Annotated in this window: 11 protein-coding genes and 1 tRNA gene; 4 read left to right on the forward strand and 8 right to left on the reverse strand. The window is 40.5% G+C overall.

Going from position 1 to position 14113, the window contains the following annotated elements; all coding sequences use genetic code 11:
- From WMO31_RS10545 to WMO31_RS10570, 6 genes are all read right to left on the reverse strand, one after another.
- Positions 1 to 519: leucine-rich repeat domain-containing protein (locus WMO31_RS10545; RefSeq protein ID WP_367999683.1), on the reverse strand; the 519-nt coding region annotated here is incomplete at its 3' end.
- Positions 520 to 578: 59 nt separating this feature from the next.
- The gene (locus WMO31_RS10550; RefSeq protein WP_367999684.1) at positions 579 to 815 is read right to left on the reverse strand and encodes a hypothetical protein; all 237 of its coding nucleotides are present in this window, start codon (positions 813 to 815) and stop codon (positions 579 to 581) included.
- Between the two features lie 725 nt (positions 816 to 1540).
- On the reverse strand, positions 1541 to 2707 hold the full coding sequence (locus WMO31_RS10555; RefSeq protein WP_367999685.1) for an FprA family A-type flavoprotein: 1167 nt from the start codon (positions 2705 to 2707) through the stop codon (positions 1541 to 1543).
- A gap of 282 nt (positions 2708 to 2989) precedes the next feature.
- A complete protein-coding gene (locus tag WMO31_RS10560) occupies positions 2990 to 5209 on the reverse strand; it encodes a polyribonucleotide nucleotidyltransferase (protein ID WP_215639088.1) in 2220 nt (739 codons plus the stop codon).
- Between the two features lie 226 nt (positions 5210 to 5435).
- Positions 5436 to 5699: a 30S ribosomal protein S15 gene (gene rpsO, locus WMO31_RS10565; RefSeq protein ID WP_367999686.1), complete on the reverse strand. Its 264-nt coding sequence runs from the start codon at positions 5697 to 5699 to the stop codon at positions 5436 to 5438.
- Positions 5700 to 5838: 139 nt separating this feature from the next.
- Positions 5839 to 6231 (reverse strand): helix-turn-helix domain-containing protein, encoded by a 393-nt coding sequence (locus tag WMO31_RS10570; protein WP_015524099.1) that lies wholly within the window; start codon positions 6229 to 6231, stop codon positions 5839 to 5841.
- A 368-nt stretch (positions 6232 to 6599) separates the two neighbouring features.
- On the opposite strand from WMO31_RS10570, the gene WMO31_RS10575 reads away from it, so the two are divergent.
- Positions 6600 to 6675 (forward strand) — tRNA-Thr (locus WMO31_RS10575).
- Between the two features lie 218 nt (positions 6676 to 6893).
- Here WMO31_RS10575 and WMO31_RS10580 read toward each other — a convergent pair.
- Entirely contained in the window at positions 6894 to 7754 is an 861-nt protein-coding gene (locus WMO31_RS10580) for a DUF624 domain-containing protein (RefSeq protein ID WP_367999687.1), read from the reverse strand.
- 366 nt (positions 7755 to 8120) lie between these two features.
- On the opposite strand from WMO31_RS10580, the gene WMO31_RS10585 reads away from it, so the two are divergent.
- The 3 genes from WMO31_RS10585 (at position 8121) to WMO31_RS10595 (ending at position 11321) form a co-directional block, all read left to right on the forward strand.
- A complete protein-coding gene (locus WMO31_RS10585; protein ID WP_367999688.1) occupies positions 8121 to 9479 on the forward strand; it encodes an ABC transporter substrate-binding protein in 1359 nt (452 codons plus the stop codon).
- Positions 9480 to 9564: 85 nt separating this feature from the next.
- Complete coding sequence (locus WMO31_RS10590; protein ID WP_101069480.1) at positions 9565 to 10443, forward strand: carbohydrate ABC transporter permease; 879 nt, start codon at positions 9565 to 9567, stop codon at positions 10441 to 10443.
- On the forward strand, positions 10443 to 11321 hold the full coding sequence (locus WMO31_RS10595; protein ID WP_015524103.1) for a carbohydrate ABC transporter permease: 879 nt from the start codon (positions 10443 to 10445) through the stop codon (positions 11319 to 11321). Before WMO31_RS10590 ends, WMO31_RS10595 begins: the two co-directional genes overlap by 1 nt.
- Before the next feature lie 351 nt (positions 11322 to 11672).
- On the opposite strand, the gene WMO31_RS10600 is transcribed toward WMO31_RS10595, so the two are convergent.
- The gene (locus WMO31_RS10600; protein ID WP_367999689.1) at positions 11673 to 14012 is read right to left on the reverse strand and encodes an ATP-dependent Clp protease ATP-binding subunit; all 2340 of its coding nucleotides are present in this window, start codon (positions 14010 to 14012) and stop codon (positions 11673 to 11675) included.
- Between the last annotated feature and the right edge of the window lie 101 nt (positions 14013 to 14113).

The following is a 14113-nucleotide window of genomic DNA, read 5'->3' on the forward strand; positions in this document are numbered from 1 at the left end:
TGTATAAGCAGAAAAAGCACCATATCCGATACTTTCCAAACTATCAGGGAATTCTATGCTTTCAAGTGATTTACATAATGTAAATGCATAACTTCCGATTGTTTTAACCGAACTCTTTGAAAAATCGAGTTTGTTAAGTGACTGACAACTATAGAACGCATAGTTGCCGATTGATTCTATATACTGTCCGAAAACTACGGAGGTGATTGACTTTTCACGGAAAGCGCTGTCGGCTATCGAGGTTACTTTCTTATTGTCAATTCTGTCCGGAATGACGACATCTGTGTCACTGCCGATGTAGCTCAGAATCTGAACCTTTGAATACTCATCAATCAGCGTGTAGGTGAAATCGTCGGTTGTGTAGGTTTCCTGTGCGCTTGCGCCTGTTTCCGAAGAAAACATTTCAGCCGCTTTTACATATGCCGTGTGAAAAACCTCGCTCGGCAGGATTGTAAACACGCTGAAAACAGTCATAAACACAAGAACAAAAGAAACCGCTCTTTTGATTACTCTCTTCATGTACTTCTCTCCTAATTTTTTGTTTTTCGTAATGCCCCTTGTTCTGCCTAAATCAAGCCTTAAATTCCGTGTTCAAGCTTTATGCGCACAACAGGACAGCTTGAAACGCACACAAAAGCCTTGCACGAAAAATATGTTGTTGATTTACGGCAGTAAAAGTCATGAGATATTGCATACTTATGCTTTATATACAAAGCAATAAACCATTCCGCAAAAGAATACAATATTTCATCAGACATTACACATACTACATAATCATAACAATTCAGTACGCTAAAGTCAATAAATCTGCACATAAAATCTTAACCAATTTTTCACGATATTTAACAACATAAGGCTGACAATATTACCAATCGACAATCTTATAACAAATGATGTGCATCTTTATATTTTTCACTGTATAACCGCATTCTACAAGATAAATGACGCATAACAAACAAGATTTCAGCAAAATATTTTTGATTCGGACAAAAATAATCCGCCTCCGATCGAAATCAAAGGCGGAAAATGATTATTTATGAATTTTTTTAAATTGAAAACTTGCTTGAATCATATTGATACAGGCTGTGTTATAAATCCTTCGCAAAGCAAACGGTTGCCGAAAAGTGAAATGACCGACAACAAGCGTCGGTCATTTTCGGGGTATATTGGGTTATAGAAGGAATATATCAATATGAATGAACGAAATAAGCCTTGAATACAGGCAGAAGAAAGAACTTTTCACGACTAATTTCAAAACTCCAAAACAAATTACCTAAAAACGAATCTGTTTCAATGCTTATTCCGTGGGCATCAACTTTAGCTTTATTGTACAACAAAAGAGTTTTAAATTCAATTGCATTTGCAACGGAATTAAATCTTTGATGTAAAATATCCTTTGGAATTTTTATCTAATTGTTACAAAAATAACAATCTCAACCTTTGCAGAACAAAATTCGCCATCTTTTAGGTGTAATTATTGAAGCTATAAATATATATTTATATCCTTTTATTATTGCATTTATGTCAATTTATTATGATATTATCCAAGAATTTCGTCAGAAAGTTGTTCAAGCTGAGGAATATTTTCTTCTTTCATAGCAGAACGGATTGTCACAACAGTAGGACAAATTTCAACATTTTTCATTTCTTCAAGATATGCTCTCATTGTCTTTGCGGCTGAAGGAGCCCAAGAGCCGTTTTCAACCATAGCAACCTTTCTGTTCTTGTAGCCCTTGATTTTAAGGTGGTGCAGGAAATCGTTCATTATCGGGAACACACCGCCGTCATAGCTCGGTGCGATAACAACCATTCTGCTGAAACGGAATGCGTCCTCAATATCCTCAGCAAGGTCTGTGCGTGAAAGGTCTGCAATCGAAACCTTTTTGTCGGTTTTTGATTTGATGATTTCACAAAGCTTTTCGGCTGCCTTGGCCGTGTTGCCGTGAACCGAACAATATGCAATGAACACACCGTCGGTTTCAGGCTCATACTTGCTCCATGTATCGTAAAGACCGATGTACCAACCGAGATTTTCGTCAAGAACAGGGCCGTGAAGCGGGCAGATTTTCCGAATATCAAGCTTTGCGGCTTTTTTGAGAAGATTCTGAACCTGAACACCGTACTTACCGCAGATATTGAAGTAATATCTTCTTGCCTCGCAAGCCCAATCGTCCTCCTGAGCGTCAAGTGCGCCGAATGTGCCGAAGCCGTCCGCAGAGAAAAGAACCTTTTCTGCGCTTTCATATGAAACCATAACCTCAGGCCAATGAACCATGGGCGCCATTATGAATGTAAGCTTGTGTGAACCGAGTTCAAGCTCGTCTCCCTCTTTGACTGTAACGGTTTTATCGGCAAAATCAAAATCCGGAAAAAACTGTGGGAGCATTGAAAAAGTCTTTGCATTACCAACAAGCTTCATTGACGGATATTTCTCGGAAACAACCTTAATATTTGACGCATGGTCAGGTTCAAGATGGCTGATTACAAGATAATCGGGAGTTCTGCCGTTAAGCTCTCTGTCAAGATTTTCAAGCCATTCATCAGTTTTTCTCTTGTCAACCGTATCCATAATTGCAACCTTTTCGTCAACAATAAGATATGAGTTGTAAGAAATTCCGTTGGGAACAAGATACTGACTTTCAAAAAGGTCGATTGTCTTGTCATCAACGCCAATGTATTTTATAGAATCGGAAATTTTAACCTGCATTGTATTCTCTCCTTTATAAATCTGTGTCCGTATTTGTCGGAAATTTTTGTTAAGTCAATTATACTATGTTATCAAGTTGAAATCAAGATGATAATTATATTGAATACAAATCACATATTAAATACTTAATTTGTTTTTTTATCAAATTATCAGCTCGAACATAATTTTCAATTTTCCACTTTCAATTTTCAATTAACAAAACAGTCCCTTTCAATGCATTTGCAAATTGAAAGGGACTGATTGTATAAATATTAAAAAGTATTAGATTTCAGACTACAAAAATTACTTTCTGTTGTTTCTGTTAAAGCCGCCTCTGCGATCATTGTGGGGTCTGCGTGGACGAGCTGCTCTTTCTGCGTCAATGTCGTTTTCGGGAACAAGACCGTCAACATCAATAAGAACCTGACGGCGAGAGAGGTTAAGTCTGCCCTTATCGTCAATTTCCATTACCTTAACACGGATGATGTCGCCTACATTAACAACATCTGTTACATTCTCTGTACGCTTAACATCAAGCTGAGAAATGTGAACAAGACCTTCCTTACCCGGAGCGATTTCAACGAAAGCACCGAAGTCCATAATACGGGTAACCTTACCGAGGTACATTGCACCCGGCTCAGGATCAACAGCGATTGTGTTGATGATTTCGATTGCACGCTTACACTTGTCGGAATCAATACCCGAAACAAATACCTGTCCGAGTTCGCCGTCTTCCTCAATGTCAACCTTAACTTCGCATTCAGCCTGAATTTCCTTGATAACCTTACCGCTCTTACCGATAACCTCGCTGATTTTGTCAGCAGGAATTGTTGTTGTGAACATCTTGGGAGCGTACTTTGAAAGCTCTTCTCTCGGCTCTGCAATAGCCTTGAGCATTACTTCATCAAGAATGTAGTTACGAGCCTTGTGAGTCTTGGCAAGAGCCTCTTTAATCATTTCGGGAGTAAGACCGCTGATTTTGAGGTCCATCTGAATAGCTGTGATACCGTCATGTGTACCTGCTACCTTAAAGTCCATATCACCGAAGAAGTCCTCAAGACCCTGAATATCAACCATTGTCATCCAACGGTCGCCCTCTGTGATAAGACCGCATGAGATACCTGCAACAGGAGCCTTAATCGGAACACCTGCGTCCATAAGAGCAAGAGTTGAACCGCAGATTGAACCCTGTGAAGTTGAACCGTTTGAAGAAAGAACTTCCGAAACAAGGCGAAGTGCATACGGGAATTCTTCTACCGAAGGAATTACAGGAACGAGTGCTCTTTCTGCAAGAGCACCGTGACCGATTTCTCTTCTGCCCGGACCACGGCTTGGTTTTGTTTCGCCGACTGAGTAGCTTGGGAAGTTGTAGTGGTGGATATATCTCTTTTCTGTTTCACCGTCAATGCCATCAAGGAGCTGTTTGTCGGAAACAGGACCGAGTGTTGCGATTGTGAGAACCTGAGTCTGTCCTCTTGTGAACATACCCGAACCGTGAACTCTCGGAATTACGCCAACCTCTGATGCGAGAGGACGGATATCGTCCATTCCTCTGCCGTCAACACGCTTCTGCTCATCGAGTAACCAACGGCGAACAATGAACTTCTGTGTCTTATAAAGGCACTCGTCAATGAGGGCTTCGCTTTCGGGATAAATCTCGTCAAATTTTTCATGAACTGCCTCATAGATAGGCTTGAGTCTTTCGTCACGAATTCTCTTATCATCTGTATCAAGAGCAACCTTAACATCTTCTTCTGCAAATGCCTTGATTGCCTCAAACATATCATGGTCGGGTTCAAGACTTGCAAACTCAAACTTAGGCTTGCCGATTTCAGCCTTGATTTCCTCAATAAAGCTGATAATCTTCTGGTTAGCCTCGTGACCTGCCATAATAGCGTTGTACATATCGTCATCAGATACGCAGTTTGCACCTGCCTCGATCATAGCAATTCTTGTGCTTGTTGAAGCAACTGTTGTTGCCATCTGAGAAACCTTTCTCTGCTCCTCTGTCGGGTTGATGATGTACTCACCGTCAATCATACCTACAGAACAACCCGAGATAGGTCCGTTCCACGGAACATCAGAAATTGAAATTGCGATTGAAGCACCGATCATGGCAACAATTTCAGGCTGACAGTCGGGATCAACGCTCATTACCGTACAAACGATTGAAACATCGTTTCTCATGCTCTTGTCAAAAAGAGGACGGATAGGACGGTCGATTACACGGCTTGTGAGGATAGCCTTTTCCGAAGGTCTGCCCTCTCTTTTGAGGTAAGAACCGGGGATTTTGCCTACTGCGTACATCTTTTCTTCATAGTCAACCGAAAGCGGGAAGAAATCAACGCCCTCTCTTGGCTTTTCTGATGCTGTAACAGCAACATGAACTGTTGTGTCACCGTAGTGAACAAGACACGCACCGTTTGCAAGCTGTGTCATCTTGCCTGTTTCAACCTTTAAAGGTCTGCCTGCAAATTCTGTTTCAAATACTCTGTATTTGTCGAATGTCATAAGTCGATTCATTTTAGTAAAATCCTTTCCGAAACATAAGTTTCACATTTTAAATAAAGTCCAAATTTATTCAAACGGGATTTTACGCCGATTTAGCAATAAAACCATTAAACAAAACTGACAAACACACAAAAGCATATGTTATTTAATCGTTTTACCGCTAAAAAACAGCAAATAAAAATCCCGCAGAAAATCGAATTTAGGGCAAGCTTTCGCTTGCCCTTGTGTACTTAAAAAATTACTTACGGATACCGAGTCTTGCAATGATAGAACGATATCTTTCAATGTCTACCTTTGTGAGGTAAGCGAGAAGGCTTCTTCTCTGACCAACCATCTTGAGAAGACCTCTTCTGCTGTGGTGATCCTTCTTGTGAACCTTGAGGTGCTCGGTAAGGTCATTGATTCTCTTTGTAAGAAGAGCAATCTGAACCTCCGGAGAACCTGTGTCGCCTTCGTGAGTTGCGTACTCAGTCATGATAGCCTGCTTTTCTTCTTTAAGCATTAAAAATTCCACCTTTCAAAAATAGTCGCCAACATCTCAGGGCAGGGCTGTGAAAATCCGACAAACGGCATACTCCCTGTTCCGAGACACGGTCATCTGTTTTATATTATCACAATCAAAGTCAAAAGTAAAGTGTTTTTTACAAAATCTTCTTTGCTTTTTCATTGTAGAGCATATCTATATATTCACAAATTTTCTTCTGATCTTCTTTAGACATTGAGCGATATCTTGCAATGATTGCTCTTTCGGAAAGAGTCAGTACATTGAGCGTCATGTCACCGTCGGCAACTCTTCTTTCAAAATAATCTCTGTTGTCAAGAATTGCGTTATAATCGATACCGAACATTTTAACGATTTTTCCTAGAAGCTCGTGGCTTGGTTCGGAAACTCCCGTTTCATATTTTGTATAAGTTGTTCTGTTTATCTTTAATGCGTCCGCAACCTGCTGTTGGGTAAGTCCGCACTGAATTCTGTAATAACGCATTCTGAGTCCTACCGAAGCGTCGATATTACTGCACTTTCTTTTGGGCATCTTCTGCACATCCTATCACATAAAAGTATTTCCGCTTTGCACACTGCGATTCAATTATAATACTTTTAAATAAAATATTCCACAAATGTGATAACACTTCACTAAACAAAAATCGGCACGATTTTTGTGCATTATTTTGTATTCATAAATATTTTTTTGATGAATTATATCTGCATCTATTATTATTGATTCGTAAAACTTTTATGCCTCTCTTCCGGTTTTTGTAAACCTCTTTTTCAAATTTGGTATTGAAATCTTTAAATTTTTGATGTATAATCATGTAGCGGCAGTTAGTGTGTATGTTTTTATGCAATTTCTGCGTTCTGTATTTTTTGCTTTATTACAGCCGAACAACCGAAAAATTAAACGCTGGAGTAGCGCAGTTGGTAGCGCAACTGATTCGTAATCAGTAGGTCGAGGGTTCAAGTCCCTTCTTCAGCTCCATAACAAAAACCGCACCAGAAAGCCGTTTTCAGGCTCTTTGGTGCGGTTTTTATTTGTTTATTTTTACCGTAAAATATTGCGAAATATCGCATAATATTGCTTAAATATTAGTCAAATGTCAGTCAAAAAGCAGCAATCACATCAATCACACATATATACCTAACACATTATGCATATAAAACTAAAAGCACCCTGCATTCTGCAAAGTGCTTTAAAAATTACTCTTTCGTATCCGTTTTAGCCGGATTTTTAATCATTCTGCCGTTGACGAAGATGTAGTCATCATCGGAGTTTGCGTTTTCGACTGCTTCGGTTTCACGCTGAACTTCTTCTTCCGTAAGGACATACTGCACATTATCACCTGTAAAGTAACCGACAGACTCCTGTACGCCTTTTGCGATTACGGATACTATTATATAGGTTGCAATCATCGGGTAGAAAATCACCGAGAGAGCAACTGCAACAACAAGCATTGCGCCTTTTGCATAGATTACTGCGAGGAATACTGCGAATGAAACTATTACGACAAGCACAAGTGCTACAATATTTCTGAGAATTTTACCGAAAATCAACAGGAGTGAATTTTTATAAATGTCACGGAGTCTGAGGTCATAGGTAATTGTTAGCAGGGGTACATAGAACAACATAATCAGCATTGCAATTGAGAATACTATATATATGGTAAAGACAGAGCCGTAGACTATGTCTGTCTGAGCAAGTGTTCCGTAATAGAGAATTGCAAAAAATGAACATGCTACTATGAGGTAAGCGACAAATCCGTTGAAGATTGATTTTTTCAGATTTTCACGAAATGCCTGTACAAAAGTTTTGAAAACATTTACATCCTCTTTTTCAACCGAAATTTTGCGGATTACCATTACAAGTCCGGAATAGAACGGCATTGCGGGAATTATACCCAAGCTCCATAATATTACATTGTTGAATCCGGACAGAAAGCTTATGAGAATGAATATTCCGGAAAATACGGCAAACGGAATTGAGTACATCAATCCCGCAAATAACAGTTTAGGAAATCGGGTGAAAAATCGTGCAAGTGATGATTGATTGAAATTTTTCATAATTGCTAAATTAACCTTCTTAAAAAACAAATTTGACATAATCTTAGCACAAAACGCTTGTCATTTTCAATAGAATGACCATATTTGACAGGTTACAATATTGTAACTTTAATGTTGCTTTAATATTTCTTATTTGACAAATAAGTCAAAAAACTCAGAAAATATGCGGTTGTTTTTTGTTTGATTTTGAAATTACATTTGGTCAATACCTTCGTTTTGACTAATCACAGAGAAATTTTTTAAAAAAATCTATTGTATTTTCATAAATAGTGTGTTATGATTGTGGCAATAGAGAGAACACAGAATGTTGTTCTCTCGCCAATATCCGGGTTTAGCGGATAAATATTTTTAATTAAGGTGAAAGCTATGAAAAAATCAACACTCAAAAGAGCTGCAGCTCTTGCAGTTGCAGGTATGATGACTGCTACTGCTCTTGCAGGCTGCGGCGGTTCTTCATCATCAGGTTCATCAAAAGATGATTCAAAAAATGCAGCAGGCAACGCAAAAAACGGTAAAGTTTACTATCTTAACTTTAAGCCTGAGCAGGACAAGGATTGGCAGGCTCTTGCTAAGAAGTACACGGACGAAACAGGTGTTGAGGTAACTGTTAAGACAGCTGCCGAGGGTACTTATGAGTCAACACTTACAGCAGAGATGGACAAGGACAACGCTCCTACACTCTTCCAGGTTAACGGTCCTGTAGGTCTTGCAAACTGGAAAGACTATTGTGCAGACCTCAGTTCATCAGAAATTTACAATCAGCTTACTTCAAAGGATTATGCGCTTGAAGAAGACGGCAAGGTTTACGGTATTGCTTATGTAATTGAAACATACGGCATTATCTACAACAAGACTCTTCTCCAGAAGTATTGCGATTCTGACTTTGCTTCGGTTAAAAAGATTGAGGACATCAACAGCTTTGAGAAGTTAAAGACTGTTGCCGATGAAATCCAGAAGAATAAGGATAAGCTCGGCGTTAAGGGTGCGTTCACATCAGCAGGTATGGATTCTTCATCTGACTGGAGATTCAAAACTCACCTTGCTAACCTTCCTATCTACTTTGAGTACAAGGATAAGGGCATCAAATCAACAGACGCTATCGAGGGTAAATACCTTGAAAACTATAAGAACATCTGGGATCTCTACATCACAGATTCAACATGTGATCCTGCAGACCTCGCAAGCAAGAAGGGTACAGACGCTGAAACTGAGTTCACATCAGGCGAAGCAGTATTCTTCCAGAACGGCAGCTGGGAATATTCAATAGTTACCAAGGCAGGTATGAAGGACGACGAACTCGGCATGCTCCCGATTTACATCGGCGTAGGCGATGAAGCTAATCAGGGTCTTTGCACAGGTTCAGAGAACTACTGGTGTGTAAACAACAAGGCAAGTGCTGACGATCAGGCAGCTACTCTTGAATTCTTGAACTGGTGTGTAACAAACAAAACAGGTACATCTGCTCTTGCTGATGATATGGGCTTTGTAATTCCTTTCAAGAATGCTAAGGAAGCAACCAATGTATTTGTTAAGGCTGATAACGAGCTCACAGCAGCAGGCAAAACTCCGGTAAGCTGGAACTTCACAACAATGCCAAGTGAAGATTGGAAAAACGGTGTTGGCACAGCTCTTACACAGTATGCAGCAGGTACAGGCGACTGGGACGCTGTTAAGACTGCATTTGTACAGGGTTGGAAAACAGAATATGCAAAGGCTAACGGCTGATTGTAAGATTTCTGTTTTAATTTAACAGGTTCGGTAGGGGGGCGGCATCCGCCCCCCTTTTTTATGAACGGAAAGGCAAAATATTATGTTTAGAAAACCTAAAAGAAAAATTTATTTTCTTATATTTGTTCTTCCTACTCTTGCTGCTTTCCTTATAGGTTTTGTATATCCGTTCTTTAACGGCATTTACCTTTCATTCTGTAAATTCAGAACAACAAGCGACGCAGTATTCATTGGGTTCGGAAACTATGTCAAGGCCTTTCAGAATGAGGGCTTTTTACATTCATTCTGGTTTACGGTACTGTTTGTTATAGTATCAGTTATACTCATTAACCTCATTGCGTTTTTTGTGGCGTATGCACTCACGCTCGGAATCAGGGGTTCAAATGTATTCAGAACTGTTTTCTTTGTTCCTAACCTTGTAGGCGGTATCATTCTCGGCTACATCTGGCAGTACATTTTTAACGGTATTCTTCAGTATTACGGAACAAACCTTGCGCTTAACGCAAACTACGGCTTCTGGGGACTTGTAATTCTTATGTGCTGGCAACAGGCAGGTTATATGATGATTATTTACATTGCCGGTTTCCAGAGCGTACCTCATGATCTTTATGAGGCGGCTAAAATTGACGGCGCAGGCAAAAAACAGTTGCTTACAAATGTAACATTGCCGATGATGATGCCTTCCATCACAATCTGCACATTCCTTACACTTACAAACTCATTTAAGCTGTTCGACCAGAACCTTGCCCTCACAGGCGGTGCTCCGGGTATTGTATCACAGGGAAGCGGTACAATGGTTTATCAGACGGAAATGATGGCTCTCAATATTTACAATACATTCTATGCAAACCAGAATTCTCGTGGCGTAGGTCAGGCTGAGGGCGTTATCTTCTTCGTAATTGTTGTTATCATTGCCCTTATTCAGCTTTACTTCACAAGAAGAAAGGAGGTTCAGCAGTAATGGCAAAAGTTGCAGCAAAGGCTAAGGATAGGCCTGTAAAGAAAAAACAAACCGTAGGAATGAAGATTTTAACAATTCTCTTCTCTATTGTGTCAGTATTCTATGTTGCTCCCGTTTTCATTGTACTGATGAACTCCTTCAAGAGCAATGCGGCAATCAGCCGTGCAATCTTTGAATTTCCGAATGCAGACAGTTTTCAGGGCTTTCAAAGCTATATGACAGGTATGTTCCACGGCAACTATCCATTCTGGAAGTCAATTGTATGGAGCTTCTTCATTACAATCGGCGGTGTTGTGCTTATTCTTTTCTGCACATCAATGTGTGCGTGGTACTTGCAGCGTTCAAATTCTCGTATATGCAAAATCATCTACTATTTCTGCATTTTCTCAATGGTTATTCCTTTCCAGATGGTAATGTTTACCCTCTCAAAGACAGCCGACAGTCTCAAGCTTACAACTCCGTGGGGTATTTTGATTATATACCTCGGATTCGGAGCAGGACTTGCGGTATTTATGTTCTCGGGATTTGTTAAATCAATTCCTGTTGAAATTGAGGAAGCCGCAGATGTTGACGGAGCAGGTCCTTTGAGAACATTCTTCGGTATTGTTCTTCCGATTATGAAACCTACTTTTATTTCGGTTGCAATCCTTGAAACAATGTGGATTTGGAACGACTACCTTCTCCCCTATCTTATTCTTGATATGGATTACAAAACTATTCCGATTCACATTCAGTATCTTAACGGCAGTTACGGTCATACGGACACAAGTGCTATTATGGCGCTTATCGTTCTGAGTATCGTTCCGATTATTATTTTCTACTTTGCCTGTCAGAAATACATCATCGAGGGTGTTGTTTCAGGTGCTGTAAAAGGTTAATCTTTCTTTCATTTTATTTTCAAAAGACGGCTGTGTACATTATGCTACACAGCCGTTTTTTTCTCTTGTGTTTTTTCTCTCGTGTAGACAGTTTGTATAATGCAAAACAAATTATGCCCGAGCGTAACATTGCAATTGTCTGTGTAATCCAACCGTATTAGCGTTCTTTGGACTCCCGAAAGTAATGATGCAATATGTTTTTTGATATTACAAACTAGCTACACGAACAGGGTACGGTGGCTCGCCATGTGGGATTGTTCTTTAATAGAATTATATTGTAACAAAAAATCGGGCAATCGTGATGACTGCCCGATATGCGGAAATTTTATGTGTTAACTTTTACCGTAAAAATCAGATTGACTGAAGAACAGGCTCACCGTTTTCGGCTGTAAGGTGCATTGCAGTAACACCGCCTGCACCTGCCTCAATCATTGCGTTTGCAATTTTCTCCTCAACCTCTCTGCGAATTGTGTTTCTGAGGTCACGAGCACCGCTTGCACCGTTGCATGACTTTTCTGCAAGGAGCTGACAAACCTTTTCGTCAAATGTGAATTTGATGTGCTTTTCCTCGAGAGTCGGTACATACTCAGAGAGCATAAGGTCTGCAATCTTAACAAAATCGTCCTTTTTAAGGCTGTTGAATACGATAACCTCATCAACTCTTGCGATAAATTCGGGACGGAGGAACTCGGAAAGTGCCTTCATAATCTTTTCTTTTGAGGCATCTTCTTCAGTCTTGCCAAAGCCTAATGCACTGTCCTTTGATGCAGAACCGGCATTTGATGTCATAATGATAACAGTATTTTCAAAGTTTACTGTTCTGCCGTGAGCGTCTGTAACTCTGCCCTCGTCAAGAATTTGGAGCAAAATATTGAGAACATCGGGATGAGCCTTTTCGATTTCATCAAAGAGGAGAACCGAATAAGGTCTGCGGCGAACTTTCTCCGTTACCTGTCCTGCCTCATCGTAACCGACATATCCGGGCGGTGAACCGATAATTTTAGAAACCGAATGTTTCTCCATAAATTCACTCATATCAAGTCTGATAAGAGTTTCTGGGGTATCGAAAAGTTCCTTGCTGAGAACCTTTACAAGCTCTGTTTTACCGACACCTGTAGGACCTACAAAGATGAACGATGCAGGTCTGCGGCGAGGTGAAATCTGAACTCTGCTTCTTCTGATTGCAGATGCAAGAGCCTTTACAGCCTCGTCCTGACCGATAATTTTCTTTTTAAGCTCGTTCTCAAGGTCGGCAAGCTTTGAAAGCTCATTTTCCTTGATTCTTGATGCGGGGATGCCTGTCCAGAGTTCGATTACCTTGGCGATATCCTCCTCTGTAACCTTTGAAACGAGAGTTTCGGGATCAATTTCTTTAAGGTCGCTATCAATTCTTGCAAGGCTTGTGTTGACCTCGGCAAGCTGTTCGTAGTTTACCTCATCGGCATTTGTAAGAGCGTCCTTCCTGATAAGAAGCTTCTGTCTTTCGTCCTCAAGCTTATCGTGACGCTCCATGTTTTTATTGCGGAGAGCAGCACAGGCACAGCTTTCATCAAGAAGATCGATTGCTTTGTCGGGAAGAAAACGGTCTGTTATGTATCTTTCGGAAAGGACAACCGTCTTGCGAACGATATCATCGTCAACAATTACACGGTGATGTGCCTCATAATAGCCTTTTACACCTGCGATAACATCAATTGACTGAGCAATTGTAGGCTCACCGACCTTTACGGGCTGAAATCTTCTTTCAAGAGCAGAATCCTTTTCGATATATTTTCTGTATTCATTGAATGTTGTAGCACCGATGACCTGAACCTCGCCCCTTGAAAGAGCCGGTTTGAGGATATTTGCGGCATTCATTGTACCCTCGTTGTCACCTGTGCCGACAAGGCTGTGAACCTCATCAATAAAGAGAATTATGTTGCCGTTCTCCTTGATTTCGGAAACAAGTCCTTTGATTCTGCTTTCAAACTGACCTCTGAACTGAGTACCTGCAACAAGTGATGTGAGGTCAAGAAGCTGAATTTCCTTGTTTTTAAGTCTTTGAGGAACATTTCCTGCGGCAATGCGGAGAGCAAGCCCCTCTGCAATAGCGGTTTTACCTACACCGGGTTCACCGATAAGGCAAGGATTGTTCTTTGTTCTTCTTGAAAGAATCTGAATTACACGCTCAATCTCGCTGTCTCTGCCGACAATGCGGTCAATTTTGCCCTCTCTCGCCTTGCGTGTGAGGTCTTCACAGTAAAGATTGATGTGCTTTCTGTTCTTTTCTTTTTTCTCTTTTTTGCCCTTTTTATTATTATCCTGATTTGTCGCATTGTTGTTCTGTCCGCCAAACATACTGTTGAAAAATGCAGGGAATGCAGGTGCACCGTGAGAGAAGTCATCATCCTCACTGCCGTCACCGTCTTTAGCAAAATCGCCCATCTGCTCGGCAAGGTTATCCGCACCAAGCTGTTCCATAAGCTGTGACATATCGCCGTCACCCATACTATTCATGAGGGTATTCATCTGATCCTGAACATTTTCAAGGTCCTCGTCCGAGATACCCATTTTGCTGATAAGATCCTCAACCGGCTTGATTCCAAGCTCTTTTGCACAGGTAAGGCAATAACCTGCCGTTGGGGCGTCTTTGGAATTATTATTTGAAACGAAAACAACCGCAGGCCGTTTTCCGCATCTTGTACAAAGCATAGCATACTCCTTTTTAGGACACCAAATTGCACATTTGCTGTCATGGTAATATAAGAATTATACAACTGTTTAACAAATAATTCAATATTTATTTGTCGGAA

This window comes from Ruminococcoides intestinale (assembly GCF_040095935.1).
Lineage (GTDB): Bacteria > Bacillota > Clostridia > Oscillospirales > Acutalibacteraceae > Ruminococcoides > Ruminococcoides intestinale.